Genomic DNA, 16,330 nt, shown 5'->3' with positions numbered 1-16,330 from the left:
TTACATCGGCGATAAATTAAGGAAGAAGCGCTGCAGCCAACCCATATTTTGCGCTTCGTTGATGTAGCCGTTACCGACGTACTCAATGCGCGCATCCGCCACCTGGGTGGACGGAACGGTGTTGGTGCCGCTGATCGTGCGAGGGTTAACCACGCCCGAGAAACGAATGAATTCAGTGCCCTGGTTGATGGCGATCTGTTTTTCACCCACAACGTGCAAGTTGCCGTTAACCAGAACCTGGTCAACCGTGACCGTCAGCGTGCCGCTGAAGGTGTTGCTGGCGTTCGCGCCGCCTTTACCGTTAAAGGTATTGCCGCCGGACGCGTTCACATCAGCACGCGCGTTGCCGAACAACCCTTCGAGATAGCGTGGCACGGTATCGAAGCCAAAATTAGTTTTGCCATCGCGGCTGGCGTTCGCCGACGAGCTCTTGCTCGCGCTGACGTTTTCCTGCAGCACAATGGTCAATGTATCGCCGACGTTACGCGGGCGGCGATCTTCAAACAGCGGCTGATAGCCGTAATTAATCGGCTGCGCGGTCTGGAAAATGGAGCCGTTTACCACTGGCGCGGGGCCAGGAACGGGTTGGGCAGTCGTCGCACCCTGGACCAAAGGTTTAGACGGGATCCAGGCACACCCGCTGAGGGTGACAGCCAGAACAGTCAGTATCGGATAACGAAACGCCGCGTTTTTTTGCATTGCCTTCATCTTCGAAAACAGGGAGCCGGCGCGGCGTTTACCGCACCGGGCTACACCTTAGAGTTGCGTCAGTTTCTGCAGCATCTGGTCGGTCGTCGACACTGCTTTACTGTTAATTTCATACGCGCGCTGGACCTGGATCATATTCACCAGCTCTTCCGCCACGTTCACGTTGGAGGTTTCAACATAGCCCTGATACAGCAGGCCCGCGCCGTTCAGGCCCGGGGTGCTCTCATTTGGCGTACCGGAGGATTGCGTCTCGGTGTAGAGGTTCTCACCAATGCTTTCCAGACCAGTATCGTTCATGAAGGTGGTCAGGTTGAGCTGCCCGACCTGAACCGGCGCGGCCTGTCCCTGCTGGGTCACGCTGACCACACCGTCACGTCCGATGGTGATGCTCAGGGCGTTCGCCGGGATGGTAATCGCAGGCTGAACCTGGAAGCCGCCCGCCGTGACCAGCTGGCCGTTCTGATCGACCTGGAACGAACCGTCGCGGGTATAGGCAGAGGTACCGTCAGGCAGCTGCACCTGGAAGAAGCCTTGGCCTTTGATCGCCACGTCTTTACTGTTGTTGGTCTGAGACAGGTTGCCCTGGCTGTGCAGACGCTCGGTGGCTACCGGACGAACGCCGGTACCGATCTGCAAACCCGACGGCAGCGTCGTCTGTTCAGAAGACTGTGCACCCGGCTGGCGGATGGTTTGATAAAGCAAATCTTCGAAAACGGCGCGCTGACGCTTGAAACCATTGGTGCTCACGTTTGCCAGGTTGTTGGCAATCACGTCCATATTGGTTTGCTGGGCGTCCAGGCCAGTTTTCGCGATCCATAAAGAACTGATCATAAGGAGTCCTGTTAACTCATAGCCAGAAGTTGGTTAGCCTTGCCCGCGTTTTCATCCACGCTGCTGATGATCTTCATCTGCATTTCAAAACGACGGGCGCTGGCAATCATGTCGCTCATGGCGGCTACCGGCTTAACGTTGCTGCCTTCCAGAACGCCGGACATCACGCGGATGCTCGGATCGGCCTGTAACGTGGCACCACGCGTCGCCTGAGCCGCCTGGGTCAGACGGAACATGCCGTCATCGCCGCGCTGCACCTCTTTGCCTTCCGCCTTAACCAGCTTCAGACGACCAACGGGCGCAACGGTATTGGCCGGATCGCCCGGGTTCAGCGCCGAAATGGTGCCGTCCGCGGCGATAGTCAGCTCCGAGCCTTCCGGCACGGTCAGCGGACCCGCTTCCCCCATCACCGGATGACCCTGAATCGTCAGTTGGCCCGTCGCGCTCACCTGGATATTGCCGTTACGGGTATAGCCTTCGCTGCCGTCTGCCGTTTGCACCGCCAGCCAGCCGTCCTGCTGCAGGGCAACATCCAGCGGGCGTGACGTGTAATCCATCTGCCCTGGCGTCATATCTGCGCCAGGGGTAGATGCCGTGACCAGCGTACGTGTTGGCAGAGACAGTCCTTCTACCGGCACCGCGCGCAGCGCATTAAGCTGGGCACGAAAACCCGGTGTCGAGGCGTTTGCCAGGTTGCTGGCCGTAACGGCTTGCTGGTTGAGCGTCTGACTTGCCGCGCCCATCGCGGTATATATTGCGTGATCCATTGCGCTTTCCCGTTAGCCGCTTAACGCAGGTTAACCAGCGTGTTGAGGATCTGGTCCTGGGTTTTGATGGTCTGCGCGTTCGACTGATAGTTACGCTGCGCGACGATCATGTTCACCAGTTCTTTACTCATATCCACGTTGGAGGCTTCCAGCGCGCCGTTGGTCAGCTTGCCGAAGTTACCGGTACCCGCGGTACCCAGCAGCGCCACGCCGGAGGACTGGCTGGCAGACCAGACGTTATCACCTTCCGATTTCAGACCTTCGTTGTTGGCAAAGTTTGCCAGTACGATCTGACCCAGAACCTGAGACTGTTCGTTAGAGTAACTACCCACCACGGTGCCATCGTCGTTGATCTGGTAGCTCACCAGGTCGCCAGGCTTGTAGCCGTTCTGATTGGTTGCCACCACGCTGTTCGCACCGGTGTTCTGCTGCATGGAGTTCTGGAAGCTCAGGGAGAAAGTCGCCGCCGTCGCACCGCTGACAGAACCGGTGGTGATGTTGATTGCAGGGGTTGCGTTTGGCGTTGCGCTCAGCACACCCGCAGCGTCGTAGTTATAGACACCCGCCAGGTTACCGTTCGCATCAAAGTTCATCTGCGCCGCTTTCGCTGCTGTAGAACCCGCAACGCTGCCGTCCTGAGTGTAAAGATCCCATTTATTGTTGGCTGTCTTAACGTAGTAGACATACATGTTATGGGCGTTACCCTGGCTGTCGAAGACGGTCACGGTCCCTTTTTTGTTGTAGGTATCCGGGTTAGTCGCATCGAACGGGGCAGTTTGAACAGGATCGGTTGAGTTTAGGTTGATCTGCTGCGTCGCGGTGGTGGTCGATTTCGCCGCCATCAGGGTATTCGGGATAGTAATCGCCTGTGGGTTCGCACCGGTCTGAACGGTTGGCGGCGTACCCGCTACCGGGTAGCCCGTCAGCTGCATGCCCTGCATGTTAACCAGCGTGCGGTTTTCGTCCAGCTTGAACTGGCCGTTACGGCTGTAGAACACAGAGCCGTTGGAATCAACCATACGGAAGAAACCGTTCTGGCTGATGGCGACGTCCAGACCACGACCGGTGTTGGTGGTGGTGCCGTCGGTAAAGTCCTGAGTGATGCCCGCAACTTTGACGCCCAGGCCGACTTTGGAACCGGCAAACATGTCTGCAAAGGAAGCAGAACCGGATTTAAAACCATAGGTCGCGGAGTTGGCGATGTTGTTGCCAATGACGTCCAGGTTGGTGGCCGCAGCATTCAGGCCGCTGACCGCTTGAGAAAAGGCCATGACTTACTCCTGATAAGTGTTAAGGCTTAGATAATCTGCCGAACTTCGTCGAGTGTGGTGGTACCTGAGGTACCCAAATCCAGTTTGTTGCCGTCGCTTCCTTTAATTACGCCCTGGACCAGCGCGAACTGCAGCGGCTGCGCCACCAGCTGGGTTGTCCCGTTGCTGGCGCTGATTGCCACTTTGTAGGAACCGTTTGGTGCTTTAGTACCGTCGGTCAGGGTGCCGTCCCAGGTAAAGGTGTGAACGCCCGCCTTCAGCTCGCCGATATCAATGGTACGGACAACCGCGCCAGTGGAATCCGTGATCGTGGCGGTGACCTTCTCAGCCGCCTGCTGGAGCTCAACACCAAACGGTGTGGTGGTCGTTGTGGTGTTGCCTTCGGTGGTGCTGGAGCCCGCCAGAATGGTGGTGCCCGGGATCATTACCCCATGACCAATCAGGCTCGCGGCCTGCAGAGACTGGCTGCTACCAATCTGACCAGAGACGGAACCGAGGGTGGTGTTCAGTTTCTCAATGCCGCTAACGGTGCTGATCTGCGCAAGCTGCGTGGTCAGTTCGTTGTTCTGCATCGGGTTAGTGGGATCCTGGTTCTTAAGCTGCGCCACCAGCAGCGTCAGAAAGCTGCCCTGAAGATCGGCGGCATTGCTCCCGGTGAGGGAGTTAGAACCCGTCGTACTCTTTGTGTTGTTAACACCCGAGTTCGTAGGATCATTCACATTTACGGCGATGGACATGCATGTCTCCTTTACTGGCCGAGAGTGAGTGTTTTGAGCATCATGCTCTTCACGGTATTAAGCACTTCGACGTTGGCCTGGTAACTACGGGAAGCCGACATGGAGTTCACCATCTCACCCACCACATCCACGTTAGGCATTTTCACGTATCCGTTAGCATCCGCGAGTGGGTTGCCGGGCTCAAACACCAGCTTATCCGGTGCCTGGCTCTCTACCACATCAGACACTTTCACGCCGCCCGTTGCCGCGCCAGGCGCCGCATCAACCTGGAAGACAACCTGTTTGGCACGATAAGGCTGGCCGTCTGGTCCAGTCACGCTGTCGGCGTTCGCCAGGTTACTGGCAGCCACGTTCAGACGTTTGGACTGCGCGGTTAACGCCGAACCGGCGATATCAAAAATATTCAGCAAGGCCATCTATCAGTTGCCCCCCTGCAGGACGTTCATCATGCCTTTGATTTGTCCGCCGAGTAGGGTCAGTCCCGTCTGGTATTTCAGGCTGTTATCGGCAAACTGCGTACGCTCCCGGTCCATATCCACGGTGTTGCCGTCGAGTGAAGGCTGATCGGGAATGCGATAGAGTAAATCGGTCGTTGGCGCGGTCATCGCCTGAGCAGGAATATGGCGCGAGGATGTCATGGCGAGTGCAACACCCGTTCCTTCGGCACGTCCACGCTCCATCACCTTTTTGAGTTCACTGGAAAAATCAATATCGCGCGCCTGATACCCTGGGGTATCGGCGTTGGCGATGTTGGCGGCTAAAATCTCCTGCCGCTGGGCGCGTAAATTGAGCGCTTCCTGCTGAAAACGTAACGCGGCGTCGAGTTTATCGAGCATGTCTCCTCCGCTGATGGCAAAATTTCAGTTCACAGCTTAAATCTCACCCGGTCTCCCCTATCGACGGAATAAGCGCAAAATGCGTCGCTATTTATTCCGTTGATGCAAAACCACTGCAGGTAGAATTCACTCAATTCTGGAAACGGTGGAACTTGCGATGCAAACGTTAAAACGTGGTCTGGTGGCAACTTTCTTGCTGTTTAGCCCTCTGGTGCAGGCTGAAGGCTTACAGGATCAACTGACGGCTTTTTTCGCTGAAAAGCTGGCGGGTTTTAGCGATGACGTCACTGTTACCGTACGCACGCCACCGAATCTCTACCCTACGTGTGATCAGCCTTCATTCAGCGTGGTGGGGTTCACAAAGCTCTGGGGGAATGTGAACGTGCTGGCACGCTGCGCCAACGAAAAACGCTATTTACAGGTTGCAGTTCAGGCGACGGGCAATTATGTTGTCGCCGCCGTGCCCATTGCGCGCGGCAGCGTGCTGCAGACAAACAGCGTGACGTTAAAACGCGGCCGTCTGGATCAGTTGCCGCCACGCACGATGCTGGAAATTAACCAGGCGCAGGACGCTGTCAGTCTGCGCGATGTCGCCCCAGGCCAGCCGATACAGCTCTCAATGTTGCGCCAGGCATGGCGGATAAAAGCAGGTCAGCAGGTGATGGTGGTGGCCAACGGAGATGGCTTTAGTATCAACAGCGAAGGGAAAGCGTTAAACAATGCTGCGGTGGCACAAAACGTCCGCGTCAGAATGACCTCAGGCCAGGTGGTTAGCGGAACCGTCGATTCTGATGGGAATATTCTGATTAACCTATAATCTTTTTAAAGATTTCGCGCCGCTTGCCGATAAATATTCAACTAATGATGATGTCAGGCGCAAACGCCGCGAACCCTCGATGAGGACAACACTATGAGCATTGATCGTACATCAGCCCTGAAGCCGGTAAGCGCTGTACAACCTCGCGAAACGAATGACACGCCAGCGCAGAAAGCGCGTCTGGAAAAACCGTCAACGTCTAACAGCACCAGCGTAACCCTGAGTGATGCTCAGGCAAAACTGATGCAGCCAGGCAGCAACGATATCAATATGGAACGTGTTGAAACGCTGAAAGCGGCAATTCGTAACGGTGAACTGAAAATGGACACCAGCAAAATCGCTGATGCCCTGATTCAGGAAGCACAGAGTTTCTTACAGAGTAACTAACCGTATGAGTCGACTGTCAGAAATACTGGATCAAATGACGGTTGTCCTGAACGACCTGAAAACGGTAATGGACGCAGAGCAACAGCATCTCTCTTCCGGTCACATTAACGGCAGCGCGTTGCAGCGGATTACTGAAGACAAGAGTTCGCTTCTGGCAACGCTGGATTATCTGGAGCAACAACGCCGCGCTGAGCAAGATCCTAAGCGCAGTGCAAATGACGATATTGTTGAGCGTTGGCAGACCATTACTGAAAAAACGCGACACCTGCGCGATCTTAACCAGCATAACGGCTGGCTGCTTGAAGGTCAGATAGAGCGTAATCAGCAAGCGCTTGAGGTGTTGAAACCGCATAAAGAAACCGGACTGTACGGTGCGGATGGTCAGACTGCTACTGCACGTATTGCGGGTGTAAAAAAGATTTCGATTTGAAGCAGCAGCGACAAATCATGCAGTGGGGAGCACCATAAGGTGAACTCCCCTTTTGGCGTTTATGCCGTACGACGGGTGAATTCTTTCACCTTGAACCCCAACACGGCGAGCGTGGCAAAGTAAGCCACCACGCCAACCACCACCACGGCCATCAGCCGCATCAGACGGTATGGCATGGTTCCCTGGGACCACTCCGGCATCACGTACATCATGCCGAGCAGCGCTGCAGACATCACCAGCACCGCGACGATCAGTCGCACAAGGAAACGTGACCAACCCGGCTGCGGCGTGAAGATATCCTGCTTGCGGAGTTGCCAGTACAACAGCCCGGCATTCAGACAAGCGGCCAGACCGATAGACAATGACAAGCCCGCATGCTTCAGCGGACCAATAAACGCCAGGTTCATCAGCTGGGTCATAATCAGCGTCACAATCGCAATTTTCACCGGTGTTTTGATGTCCTGACGCGAGTAGAAGCCCGGGGCCAGCACCTTGACGACGATCAGCCCCATCAAACCAACCGAGTAGGCAACCAGGGCGCGCTGCGTCATGGCGGCATCAAACGCGGTGAATTTCCCGTACTGGAAGAGCGAGACCGTCAGCGGTTTGGCCAGAATACCCAGCGCCACCGCGCTTGGCAGCGCCAGCAGGAAGCAAAGACGTAACCCCCAGTCCATCAACCGACAGTACTCATCGTGATTGCCACTGGCAAAACTCTTCGACAGCGACGGCAGCAGGATTGTCCCCAGCGCTACCCCCAGCACCCCGGACGGAAACTCCATCAGACGGTCAGCGTAGTACATCCAGGAGACCGAGCCGGACACCAGGAAAGAAGCAAAAATGGTATTGATAATAAGCGAGATCTGGCTGACGGAGACGCCAAGGATCGCAGGTCCCATCTGCTTAATAACACGCATTGCACCGGCATCTTTGAGATTGATACGCGGCAGCACCAGCATGCCTATTTTTTTTAGATGCGGCAGCTGATAAGCCAGCTGCAGCACGCCACCCACGGTCACCGCCCATGCCAGCGCCAGTACCGGCGGATTGAAATGCGGTGCGGCGAACAGGGCAAAGCCGATCATGCTGACGTTAAGAAACGTCGGCGCAAATGCCGGAACGGAGAAACGGTTCCAGGTGTTCAGTATTGCCCCCACCAGCGAGGCCAGCGAGATCAACAGAATATAAGGGAAGGTAATGCGCAGAAGCTGTGAGGTGAGGGCAAATTTATCTGCCGTATCGGCAAAACCAGGCGCGGTTACCATAATCACCCAGGGTGCTGCCAGCATCCCGACGACAGTCACCACAGCCAGGGCTAGCGTCAACAACCCGGAGACATAAGAGACAAATACGCGCGTCGCGTCCTCACCCTGCTTGCTTTTATATTCCGCTAGGATCGGAACAAAAGCCTGAGAAAATGCCCCTTCCGCAAAAATACGACGCAGCAGGTTTGGCAATTTGAACGCGACGAAAAAGGCGTCCGTAGCCATCCCTGCACCAAAGACCCTTGCCACAATTGCATCGCGCGCAAAACCGAGTACGCGGGAAAACATGGTCATCGAGCTGACGGCTGCCAGCGATTTTAATAAGTTCATTAATGTGAATTTCCACAACCCTACGGATTTGTAAGCCGGGTAAGCGTAAGCGCCACCCGGCGAAACCAACAACCGGCGCTTAGTCTACCCGGATTTCAACGAATTACTATCCGCAGATGTTACAGCGAATTATTCACTCATCGCCTCTCGCCAGAGCCGTTCCACAATGCGTTGCGCCATAATGGCCTGCTCGCCGGACGTTTCAGGAACCGTCTGATTTTGCACACAGGTGATAAAGTGGCGGGCACATCCTGCGAACCCGCGCTGCTCCAGGGTGCTCTGCCAGCCAGGCGCCGGAAGCGTCACCACGCCGTTGCCCTTCTCTTCCCGCCACTCACGCATATCGGTGATTTCGTAAAGCGCACCGTCAGTCACCGCCTGAACGGACTCACGCTGACTGCCCGCACGACGATGCATGCTGGTCGTTACCTGCAGATGGTCAATCGCGAAGTGATGTTCGGCATAGACCATCTCACCCTGCTCATTCGTCAGGAGCGTCCCGCTTTGCAGCTGCGCATTACCGTTACTGAGCCACAGCGCCGTGTCCACGACGTGCAGATAGTCATCCAGCAGCGTGAAGCGTAAATCGTTGGGTCCGATACTGTCGGTACGGTGTTTATCCATACGGAGCGAGGCCAGACTGCCGGACTGCGCTTTCAGCTGTTGGTAAAGTGGCGCGAAGCGGCGGTTGAAACCCACCATCAGCGTCAGTTTTTTACGCGCCGCCAGCTCAATCAGTCGTTCCGCGTCCTGGACATTTTCAGCCAGCGGCTTATCCACACATACATGAACCCCTGCATGGAGTAGCTCACTCACCACCTGATAGTGGGTTGCCGTTGAGGTATGAACAAAGACCGCATCGCACTCGTGGGCTAAATCCTGAAGAGAATTGGCATAAGGGATGCGCCACGTTTCGCAGATCCGCTCGGCCTTCTCGCGATTCGGTGACCATGCCCCCTGAAGCGTCCAGTCCGTCGCCGCACCCAATACCGGTAGCCAGGCTTTTTGCGCGATGCCGCCCAGACCTACCACGCCTACGCGTAATTTTTTCATCCTTAGTCTCCCAGGTGTGCCAGCAACGCATCCAGACGCTGTTTCAGTCCTGCGACCTCGTCTTCCAGCGTGGCCACGCGCGTAACCAAATCATCTTGTTCAACACTTACATCGGTTACCAGAGACTTTACTGAAATATCAACTTCGCCGCTGAACAGATGCATATAGCGGCTTTCACGTTTACCTGGCTCGCGCGCCAGACGCACCACATAAGGCCCCTCTTCACGCGAGGCCAGCCCTTCCAGAACCTGCTCAACTTCCTGCATTTCCGCAAACTCATGCATGCGGGAAGCGCGAGTACGCAGCTCACCCGGCGTTTGCGCCCCGCGCAGCAACAGCGTGGTAATCACCGCGACTTCTGCGGCGCTCAACTTCAGATTGCCAAATTCGGAATTACAGAAACGCTGCTCATATTTCGTCACACGGTTACCGAAGCCGCTGACGGTCCGCAGGTAGTGCCGTTTGACCAACTCATCCAGCACATCCTGAACTTCGTGTTCACTCAGGTTCATGACTGGCTCACGGTTGGTTTTCTGATTGCAGGCCATCGTCACGGCATTGACAGAGAGCGGGTACTGCTCTGGCGTGGTGACCTGTTTTTCGAGTAAGCACCCAATCACGCGCGCTTCGGTACCGCTTAGCTGATATTTCATCTTTTCTCCTTAACGACCTGCAGTCCAGTCCCGGGTGGTTAATGCTGTCAGAACGTGGTCACGCCATTCTCCGTCTATCAACAGATAATCTTTGGCGTAGCCCTCTTTCTCGAACCCTAATCGCGCCAGCAAATTACCGCTACGCTGATTATGCGGCATGTAGTTCGCCATAATGCGATGGATATGTTGCGTACGCTGCATATAGCGAATAGCCACCGTTAGCGCCTCGTACATTAGCCCCTGTCCCTGCCATTTCTGGCCGATGGAGTAGCCAAGGTAACAGGCGTGAAACGATCCCCGCACCACGTTGGAAAAATTGGCAATCCCAATGATCTCTTTCTCCTCGGGATCCAGTAGCGCAAAATAGAAAGCACTTCCCTGCTTGTGAAATTCCGCAATCATGCTGAGACGCGCCTGCCAGCCAGAAGGGTAACAATGGCTCTCATCCCGAACGGGTTCCCAGGGTTTTAAAAACTGGCGATTCTCGGCGTAATAGTCCGCCAGACGCCAGGCATCACGCTCATGCACCAGACGAACGACCAGCCTGTCCGTTGTCAGACGCACTTTTGGCACATTACTGCGATAGCCAAACATCGATCCCACTCCTTCCCGTCACTTCTGCTTACCCATTAGCTTTACTATACCTGCGCCTGCGCCGTCTGTGAAAACAGTGACATACCATTTTGCCCTCTTTTCACCATTTTCGATGAGAACTCTCTATCAAAGCACCCTTTTGATAAAAAAATATTGTCACGTACAGGGGTGGGAAAAAGCGGAATGACACCGCAGAATGTTAGCGTGCTCACCTTCTTATTTTCCCCGGAGGGAAAATGTCCCGCGTATCACAGGCCAGGAGCCTGGGTAAATATTTCCTGCTCGTCGATAACATGCTGGTCGTGCTCGGCTTTTTTGTCGTATTCCCCCTTATCTCGATTCGTTTTGTCGATCAAATGGGCTGGGCGGCATTGATGGTTGGCATTGCCCTGGGGTTACGCCAGTTTATCCAGCAGGGTCTCGGTGTCTTTGGTGGCGCCATCGCTGACCGTTTTGGCGCGAAACCAATGATCGTTACCGGTATGCTGCTGCGCGCGGCAGGTTTTGCCACGATGGCGGTCGCTCAGGAGCCCTGGCTGCTGTGGTTCTCCTGCTTCCTTTCCGGTATCGGGGGCACGCTGTTTGATCCGCCACGCACTGCGCTGGTGGTGAAGCTCATTCGTCCGCAGCACAGAGGGCGTTTCTTCTCGATTCTGATGATGCAGGACAGTGCGGGTGCGGTTATCGGCGCGCTGCTGGGAAGCTGGCTGCTGCAGTATGACTTCCGTCTGGTGTGCGCCGCTGGTGCGGTGCTCTTTATTCTGTGCGCGCTGTTTAATGGCCTGTTCCTGCCTGCCTGGAAACTGTCGACGGTCAAAGCCCCCGTCCGGGAAGGCCTCGGTCGTGTGCTGCGCGACAAGCGTTTCGTCACGTACGTGTTAACCCTGACGGGTTACTACATGCTCGCCGTACAGGTGATGCTGATGCTGCCGATCATGGTTAACGACATTGCGGGAACCCCAGCTGCCGTCAAATGGATGTATGCCATCGAAGCCTGCCTGTCGTTGACGCTGCTGTATCCGATTGCCCGCTGGAGCGAACGGCGTTTTCGTCTGGAGCATCGCCTGATGGCCGGGCTGTTCCTGATGACGCTGAGCATGATGCCGATCGGCCTGGTGAACTCCCTTCAGCAACTGTTTACGCTGATTTGCACGTTCTATATTGGTTCTATCATCGCCGAGCCCGCCCGTGAAACGCTGAGCGCTTCGCTTGCGGATGCGCGGGCGCGTGGCAGCTATATGGGGTTCAGCCGGCTGGGGCTGGCGCTTGGCGGCGCATTAGGTTACACCGGCGGCGGTTGGTTATTTGATGCCGGTAAAGCCCTGAATCAACCCGAACTGCCCTGGATGATGCTCGGCGTGGTGGGTTTAATCACACTGCTGGCCCTGTGGTGGCAGTTCAGCCAGAAACGCAGCGCGAGCGGCATGCTCGAGCCTGGCGCGTAGCACTTCCCTTGAGCGGGAGCACACTCCCGCTCCCATTTCTCAGTTTTTTCTGCTGGTTTCTGCAATTTCACACTGACATACTGACGTCACAGGACAGAAGCGCCGATTTTTCGTTGAGGAACACTATGAAGAAAATTGTTTTCGCCGCAGCATTGATTGTCAGCGGTCTGCTGGTTGGCTGTAACCAGCTAACGCAATATACCGTCAGTGAACAGGAAATTAATCAGGCGCTGGAAAAACATAACAATTTCTCTAAAGACATTGGCGTGCCAGGGCTTGCCGACGCACATATCGTCCTTTCCAATCTCACCAGCCAGATTGGGCGTGAAGAGCCAAACAAAGTCACTCTGGCAGGAGATGCAGATCTTGATATGTCTTCCCTCTTTGGCAACCAGAAAGCTAACATTAAGCTCAAACTGAAGGCTCTTCCCGTTTTCAATAAAGAGAAAGGCGCGATTTTCCTGCAGGAGATGGAAGTGGTCGATGCCCAGGTTTCCCCGGATAAGATGGCTCCGGTTCTGCAAACGCTGATGCCCTATCTGAACCAGTCGCTGCGTAATTATTTTAATCAGCAGCCTGCGTATGTCTTAAGTGAAGACAAGAGCAAGGGTGAAGCCCTTGCGAAAAAATATGCAAAAGGGATAGAGGTGAAACCGGGAGAAATTGTCATTCCTTTCACCGATTAACCTGAAGGGCGCTGAGGCGCCCTTTTTTTTACGGAAAAGTGTGCAAACGAAAACGTTTCCGCTTATGATTTGTGTCCGGCAAAAACAGCCATCCTAATGACTGATTCCTGACAAGCCGGAGCTTCCATGACTGCACAACCCCAGGTTCTTAAAATCCGCCGCCCAGACGACTGGCATATCCATCTACGCGATGGCGATATGCTGAAAACCGTCGTGCCCTATACCAGCGAAATTTATGGCCGCGCGATTGTCATGCCTAACCTGGTTCCACCAGTCACCACCGTCGATGCCGCAATCGCATATCGCCAGCGCATCCTTGATGCCGTTCCCGAAGGGCATGATTTCACCCCGTTGATGACCTGCTACCTGACCGATTCACTGGATCCGAACGAAGTAGAGCGCGGTTTTAACGAAGGTGTATTCACTGCGGCAAAACTCTACCCGGCGAATGCCACCACTAACTCCAGCCACGGTGTCACCAGTATTGATGCCATCATGCCGGTGCTGGAACGCATGCAGAAACTGGGCATGCCGCTGCTGGTACATGGTGAAGTCACCCACGCTGAGATTGACATCTTTGACCGTGAAGCCCGCTTTATTGAGACCGTGATGGAACCGCTGCGCCAGCGACTGCCTGCGCTTAAAGTCGTGTTCGAACACATCACCACCAAAGACGCGGCAGAGTATGTGCGTGACGGCAACGATCTTATTGCCGCCACCATCACCCCTCAGCATCTGATGTTTAACCGTAACCACATGCTCGTGGGCGGTGTACGTCCGCACCTGTACTGCCTGCCGATCCTCAAGCGCAACATTCACCAGCAGGCCCTGCGCGAGCTGGTAGCCAGCGGGTTCTCCCGCGCGTTCCTCGGGACCGATTCCGCGCCTCACGCCCGCCATCGTAAAGAGGCAAGCTGCGGCTGCGCGGGCTGCTTCAACGCCCCAACCGCCCTCGCAAGCTACGCGACCGTGTTTGAGGAGATGAACGCACTGCAGCATTTTGAAGCGTTCTGCTCCCTCAACGGCCCGCGCTTCTATGGTCTGCCGGTCAATGACACCTTCATCGAACTGGAGCGTAAAGCAAGCCAGGTTGAGGAATCCATTGCCCTGACGGATGACACCCTTGTCCCATTCCTGGCGGGCGAAACCGTTCACTGGACAGTAAAACGCTAAATATTCAGTGCCCCCTGTTGTCAAATCGATAACATAACTGTATAAATAAACAGTATATTACACAGGGGGCATTTATGCGTATTGAAGTCACCATAGCCAAAACCACCGTCCTGCCTGTTGGCGCGCTGGATGCGCTGGCAGGGGAATTATCCCGTCGAATTAACAACACCTTTCCCGACAATACCGGTGCCGTAACGGTTCGTTATGCGACAGCAAACAACCTCTCCGTCATTGGTGCTGCGAAAGAAGATAAAGATCGCATCAGCGAAATTCTGCAAGAAACATGGGAAAGCGCTGACGACTGGTTCATCACAGATTAATACTGCTCCCTCATTGCGTTTTTTTTGCCGGGTCGCCCCGGCTTTTTTTTCGCCTGAAAATTCTGAAAGTTCAAATTATTCCGATATCTTCTTTAAAAATCGTGAACGAGATGGTGTTTTATTGTTCGAACAATCCTAAAAAGCAGAAAAATGTGTTGCTACCTGTTTATTTTTCCCGTCGAAACCCTTATTACTTGGTATACTGAAAAAGCTTCAGAAAAACATGCATTGAACCTCAGAGCCGTTGTCTTCTAACACGCATTAAGGGGGTTATAATGGAAAAGAATAGTGAAGTCATCCAGACCCATCCGCTTGTAGGCTGGGATATCAGTACCGTAGATAGCTACGATGCACTGATGCTGCGTTTGCACTACCAAACCCCGAATCAACTCAACCGTGAAGAAGCGGAAGTTGGACAGACGCTGTGGCTAACAACAGACGTCGCTCGTCAGTTTATTTCTATTTTAGAGGCAGGTATTGCAAAAATAGAATCTGGCGACTATCAGGAAAATGAGTATAAGCGGCACTAAACGAATGCCAACCTTTCACTCAACAGGCACCCTTGCGGTGCCTTATTTATTTCACCCTTGTCTAACCCCGCGTTGTTAATTACTCTGCTCACATAACGTGAGTTTACGAGATGCATATGAGATACGACTTAATCATTATTGGTAGCGGCTCCGTAGGTTCTGCCGCCGGATATTATGCGACACAGGCAGGGCTGAACGTCCTGATGATTGATGCCCACCGCCCTCCTCATACAGAGGGTAGCCATCATGGCGACACCCGACTCATACGCCATGCATATGGTGAAGGGGAGCGCTATGTTCCGCTGGTGCTCCGCGCACAGGCGCTGTGGGATGACCTGGCGAAACAGACTGAAGATCGCATTTTCGAGCGCACAGGGGTGATCAACCTCGGCCCGGCCAGTTCTGATTTTCTCGCCAACGTCGAACGCAGCGCGAAAGCTTTCAATCTGGACGTTGAGAAGCTGGACGCGACGGGTATTACCGCGCGCTGGCCCGAAATTACCGTCCCGGAAGATTATATCGGCCTCTTTGAAGCCCACTCCGGGGTGCTGCATTGCGAAACGGCGATCAAGACCTGGATCGAGCTTGCCGCGAAGGCAGGCTGCGCGCAGCTGTTCAACTGTCCGGTAGACGCTATCACCCATGACGATAATGGCGTCACGGTAGCGACCCTTGACGGTGAATATTCCGCGGATCGCCTGCTGGTCAGCGCGGGAACCTGGGTTACCCGCCTGCTGCCCGCTCTGCCGATCCAGCCGGTGCGCAAGGTCTTCTCCTGGTTCCAGTCGGATGGTCGTTACAGCGCCCAGAATAAATTCCCGGCCTTCACCGGCGAATTACCCAACGGCGACCAGTTCTACGGCTTCCCGTCAGAAAAAGACGCACTGAAAATCGGTAAACACAACGGGGGCCAGGCTATCTCCTCCCCTGAGGAGCGTAAACCCTTCGGCGCTTACCCACAGGATGGGTCAGAGGCCTTCTCGTTCCTGCGCAATATTCTTCCAGGCATCGGCGGCTTGCTGTATGGCGCGGCCTGTACCTACGACAACACGCCAGATGAAGACTTTATCATTGATACGCTGCCGGGGCATGACAACACTCTGCTCATCACAGGACTGAGCGGCCACGGCTTTAAGTTTGCTTCCGTGCTGGGCGAAATCGCCGCGCAGTTTGCTCAGGGTATCACGCCACAGTTTGATCTGAGCCCCTTCTCACTCTCGCGTTTTAACAGATAATCCCTAACAGGCTCCGGACATCCCGGAGCCCGTTTCATTCATACTGCATTGCGGAGCGTTATGCGCAGGATCGTTAACTTTCTTATGAATAATATTCGCGAGCATTTAATGCTCTATATCTTATTGTGGGCACTGTTGGCCATTATTGATTTTGTTTACATTGTATTTTATTGAAAAGCCAGACTGACAATAATTGACATTAATTTAGTTTTATTGAAAATCTAAATTTCATCTTGCACGAAGAGATTGAATTACCTTTATC

The 16,330-nt window shown here is 54.6% G+C and carries 21 protein-coding genes; 10 read left to right on the top strand and 11 right to left on the bottom strand.

Translation table 11 applies throughout. The features are described from left to right. The 7 genes from flgH to flgB are packed head-to-tail and all read right to left on the bottom strand — an operon-like array spanning position 1 to position 5,150. Positions 1 to 699, bottom strand: a complete 699-nt coding sequence (gene flgH, locus ACJ9Y9_RS08865) for a flagellar basal body L-ring protein FlgH (protein WP_032666985.1) — start codon at positions 697 to 699, stop codon at positions 1 to 3. Between the two features lie 57 nt (positions 700 to 756). Further along, entirely contained in the window at positions 757 to 1,539 is a 783-nt protein-coding gene (gene flgG, locus ACJ9Y9_RS08860; RefSeq protein ID WP_008500810.1) for a flagellar basal-body rod protein FlgG, read from the bottom strand. Positions 1,540 to 1,550: 11 nt separating this feature from the next. Beyond that, entirely contained in the window at positions 1,551 to 2,306 is a 756-nt protein-coding gene (locus tag ACJ9Y9_RS08855; protein WP_023311138.1) for a flagellar basal body rod protein FlgF, read from the bottom strand. Between the two features lie 20 nt (positions 2,307 to 2,326). After that, positions 2,327 to 3,577: a flagellar hook protein FlgE gene (flgE, locus tag ACJ9Y9_RS08850; protein ID WP_028019062.1), complete on the bottom strand. Its 1,251-nt coding sequence runs from the start codon at positions 3,575 to 3,577 to the stop codon at positions 2,327 to 2,329. Positions 3,578 to 3,603: 26 nt separating this feature from the next. Continuing rightward, positions 3,604 to 4,314, bottom strand: coding sequence for a flagellar hook assembly protein FlgD (flgD, locus tag ACJ9Y9_RS08845; RefSeq protein ID WP_028019063.1), 711 nt, complete (start codon positions 4,312 to 4,314; stop codon positions 3,604 to 3,606). Between the two features lie 11 nt (positions 4,315 to 4,325). Continuing rightward, the gene (flgC, locus tag ACJ9Y9_RS08840; RefSeq protein ID WP_028019064.1) at positions 4,326 to 4,730 is read right to left on the bottom strand and encodes a flagellar basal body rod protein FlgC; all 405 of its coding nucleotides are present in this window, start codon (positions 4,728 to 4,730) and stop codon (positions 4,326 to 4,328) included. Between the two features lie 3 nt (positions 4,731 to 4,733). Then, a complete protein-coding gene (flgB, locus tag ACJ9Y9_RS08835; protein WP_028019065.1) occupies positions 4,734 to 5,150 on the bottom strand; it encodes a flagellar basal body rod protein FlgB in 417 nt (138 codons plus the stop codon). A gap of 157 nt (positions 5,151 to 5,307) precedes the next feature. On the opposite strand from flgB, the gene flgA reads away from it, so the two are divergent. The 3 genes from flgA (at position 5,308) to flgN (ending at position 6,784) form a co-directional block, all read left to right on the top strand. Continuing rightward, positions 5,308 to 5,967: a flagellar basal body P-ring formation chaperone FlgA gene (gene flgA / locus ACJ9Y9_RS08830; protein WP_028019066.1), complete on the top strand. Its 660-nt coding sequence runs from the start codon at positions 5,308 to 5,310 to the stop codon at positions 5,965 to 5,967. A 93-nt stretch (positions 5,968 to 6,060) separates the two neighbouring features. Further along, the gene (gene flgM / locus ACJ9Y9_RS08825; RefSeq protein ID WP_028019067.1) at positions 6,061 to 6,354 is read left to right on the top strand and encodes a flagellar biosynthesis anti-sigma factor FlgM; all 294 of its coding nucleotides are present in this window, start codon (positions 6,061 to 6,063) and stop codon (positions 6,352 to 6,354) included. A gap of 4 nt (positions 6,355 to 6,358) precedes the next feature. Next, complete coding sequence (gene flgN / locus ACJ9Y9_RS08820) at positions 6,359 to 6,784, top strand: flagella biosynthesis chaperone FlgN (RefSeq protein WP_028019068.1); 426 nt, start codon at positions 6,359 to 6,361, stop codon at positions 6,782 to 6,784. Between the two features lie 59 nt (positions 6,785 to 6,843). On the opposite strand, the gene murJ is transcribed toward flgN, so the two are convergent. The 4 genes from murJ to rimJ form a co-directional block, all read right to left on the bottom strand. Next, entirely contained in the window at positions 6,844 to 8,379 is a 1,536-nt protein-coding gene (gene murJ, locus ACJ9Y9_RS08815) for a murein biosynthesis integral membrane protein MurJ (protein ID WP_028019069.1), read from the bottom strand. Between the two features lie 129 nt (positions 8,380 to 8,508). Further along, positions 8,509 to 9,432 carry a Gfo/Idh/MocA family protein gene (locus ACJ9Y9_RS08810; protein ID WP_028019070.1) on the bottom strand — a complete coding sequence of 308 codons (924 nt, stop codon included), beginning with the start codon at positions 9,430 to 9,432 and terminating at the stop codon, positions 8,509 to 8,511. A 2-nt stretch (positions 9,433 to 9,434) separates the two neighbouring features. After that, positions 9,435 to 10,085, bottom strand: a complete 651-nt coding sequence (locus tag ACJ9Y9_RS08805; protein ID WP_028019071.1) for a YceH family protein — start codon at positions 10,083 to 10,085, stop codon at positions 9,435 to 9,437. A gap of 9 nt (positions 10,086 to 10,094) precedes the next feature. Then, positions 10,095 to 10,679 carry a ribosomal protein S5-alanine N-acetyltransferase gene (gene rimJ / locus ACJ9Y9_RS08800; protein ID WP_013097146.1) on the bottom strand — a complete coding sequence of 195 codons (585 nt, stop codon included), beginning with the start codon at positions 10,677 to 10,679 and terminating at the stop codon, positions 10,095 to 10,097. A 236-nt stretch (positions 10,680 to 10,915) separates the two neighbouring features. Here rimJ and mdtH point away from each other — a divergent pair, with 236 nt between their 5' ends. From mdtH to ACJ9Y9_RS08765, 7 genes are all read left to right on the top strand, one after another. Further along, a complete protein-coding gene (mdtH, locus tag ACJ9Y9_RS08795) occupies positions 10,916 to 12,124 on the top strand; it encodes a multidrug efflux MFS transporter MdtH (protein ID WP_028019072.1) in 1,209 nt (402 codons plus the stop codon). Between the two features lie 125 nt (positions 12,125 to 12,249). After that, positions 12,250 to 12,810: a lipoprotein gene (locus ACJ9Y9_RS08790; protein WP_028019073.1), complete on the top strand. Its 561-nt coding sequence runs from the start codon at positions 12,250 to 12,252 to the stop codon at positions 12,808 to 12,810. 126 nt (positions 12,811 to 12,936) lie between these two features. Next, positions 12,937 to 13,983 carry a dihydroorotase gene (pyrC, locus tag ACJ9Y9_RS08785; RefSeq protein ID WP_028019074.1) on the top strand — a complete coding sequence of 349 codons (1,047 nt, stop codon included), beginning with the start codon at positions 12,937 to 12,939 and terminating at the stop codon, positions 13,981 to 13,983. 74 nt (positions 13,984 to 14,057) lie between these two features. Beyond that, positions 14,058 to 14,303 carry a DNA damage-inducible protein I gene (gene dinI / locus ACJ9Y9_RS08780; protein WP_028019075.1) on the top strand — a complete coding sequence of 82 codons (246 nt, stop codon included), beginning with the start codon at positions 14,058 to 14,060 and terminating at the stop codon, positions 14,301 to 14,303. Positions 14,304 to 14,578: 275 nt separating this feature from the next. Further along, positions 14,579 to 14,833, top strand: coding sequence for a biofilm formation regulator BssS (bssS, locus tag ACJ9Y9_RS08775; protein WP_008500827.1), 255 nt, complete (start codon positions 14,579 to 14,581; stop codon positions 14,831 to 14,833). 116 nt (positions 14,834 to 14,949) lie between these two features. Continuing rightward, the gene (gene solA / locus ACJ9Y9_RS08770; protein ID WP_028019076.1) at positions 14,950 to 16,068 is read left to right on the top strand and encodes an N-methyl-L-tryptophan oxidase; all 1,119 of its coding nucleotides are present in this window, start codon (positions 14,950 to 14,952) and stop codon (positions 16,066 to 16,068) included. A gap of 60 nt (positions 16,069 to 16,128) precedes the next feature. Then, a complete protein-coding gene (locus ACJ9Y9_RS08765) occupies positions 16,129 to 16,242 on the top strand; it encodes a YceO family protein (protein WP_032666986.1) in 114 nt (37 codons plus the stop codon). Positions 16,243 to 16,330: the final 88 nt, after the last annotated feature.

The organism is Enterobacter sp. CPE_E1241, assembly GCF_045618265.1.
Taxonomy (GTDB): domain Bacteria; phylum Pseudomonadota; class Gammaproteobacteria; order Enterobacterales; family Enterobacteriaceae; genus Enterobacter; species Enterobacter adelaidei.
The sequence above is the reverse complement of the archived record's forward strand: the minus strand, read 5'-3'. Positions and strand labels throughout refer to the sequence as shown.

Excerpts from the sequence above, each read along its gene's own strand:
- flgH (WP_032666985.1), bottom strand. The coding sequence starts at position 699 with ATGCAAAAAAACGCGGCGTTTCGTTATCCGATACTGACTGTTCTGGCT.
- flgG (WP_008500810.1), bottom strand. The coding sequence starts at position 1,539 with ATGATCAGTTCTTTATGGATCGCGAAAACTGGCCTGGACGCCCAGCAA.
- ACJ9Y9_RS08855 (WP_023311138.1), bottom strand. The coding sequence starts at position 2,306 with ATGGATCACGCAATATATACCGCGATGGGCGCGGCAAGTCAGACGCTC.
- flgE (WP_028019062.1), bottom strand. The coding sequence starts at position 3,577 with ATGGCCTTTTCTCAAGCGGTCAGCGGCCTGAATGCTGCGGCCACCAAC.
- flgD (WP_028019063.1), bottom strand. The coding sequence starts at position 4,314 with ATGTCCATCGCCGTAAATGTGAATGATCCTACGAACTCGGGTGTTAAC.
- flgC (WP_028019064.1), bottom strand. The coding sequence starts at position 4,730 with ATGGCCTTGCTGAATATTTTTGATATCGCCGGTTCGGCGTTAACCGCG.
- flgB (WP_028019065.1), bottom strand. The coding sequence starts at position 5,150 with ATGCTCGATAAACTCGACGCCGCGTTACGTTTTCAGCAGGAAGCGCTC.
- flgA (WP_028019066.1), top strand. The coding sequence starts at position 5,308 with ATGCAAACGTTAAAACGTGGTCTGGTGGCAACTTTCTTGCTGTTTAGC.
- flgM (WP_028019067.1), top strand. The coding sequence starts at position 6,061 with ATGAGCATTGATCGTACATCAGCCCTGAAGCCGGTAAGCGCTGTACAA.
- flgN (WP_028019068.1), top strand. The coding sequence starts at position 6,359 with ATGAGTCGACTGTCAGAAATACTGGATCAAATGACGGTTGTCCTGAAC.
- murJ (WP_028019069.1), bottom strand. The coding sequence starts at position 8,379 with ATGAACTTATTAAAATCGCTGGCAGCCGTCAGCTCGATGACCATGTTT.
- ACJ9Y9_RS08810 (WP_028019070.1), bottom strand. The coding sequence starts at position 9,432 with ATGAAAAAATTACGCGTAGGCGTGGTAGGTCTGGGCGGCATCGCGCAA.
- ACJ9Y9_RS08805 (WP_028019071.1), bottom strand. The coding sequence starts at position 10,085 with ATGAAATATCAGCTAAGCGGTACCGAAGCGCGCGTGATTGGGTGCTTA.
- rimJ (WP_013097146.1), bottom strand. The coding sequence starts at position 10,679 with ATGTTTGGCTATCGCAGTAATGTGCCAAAAGTGCGTCTGACAACGGAC.
- mdtH (WP_028019072.1), top strand. The coding sequence starts at position 10,916 with ATGTCCCGCGTATCACAGGCCAGGAGCCTGGGTAAATATTTCCTGCTC.
- ACJ9Y9_RS08790 (WP_028019073.1), top strand. The coding sequence starts at position 12,250 with ATGAAGAAAATTGTTTTCGCCGCAGCATTGATTGTCAGCGGTCTGCTG.
- pyrC (WP_028019074.1), top strand. The coding sequence starts at position 12,937 with ATGACTGCACAACCCCAGGTTCTTAAAATCCGCCGCCCAGACGACTGG.
- dinI (WP_028019075.1), top strand. The coding sequence starts at position 14,058 with ATGCGTATTGAAGTCACCATAGCCAAAACCACCGTCCTGCCTGTTGGC.
- bssS (WP_008500827.1), top strand. The coding sequence starts at position 14,579 with ATGGAAAAGAATAGTGAAGTCATCCAGACCCATCCGCTTGTAGGCTGG.
- solA (WP_028019076.1), top strand. The coding sequence starts at position 14,950 with ATGAGATACGACTTAATCATTATTGGTAGCGGCTCCGTAGGTTCTGCC.
- ACJ9Y9_RS08765 (WP_032666986.1), top strand. The coding sequence starts at position 16,129 with ATGCGCAGGATCGTTAACTTTCTTATGAATAATATTCGCGAGCATTTA.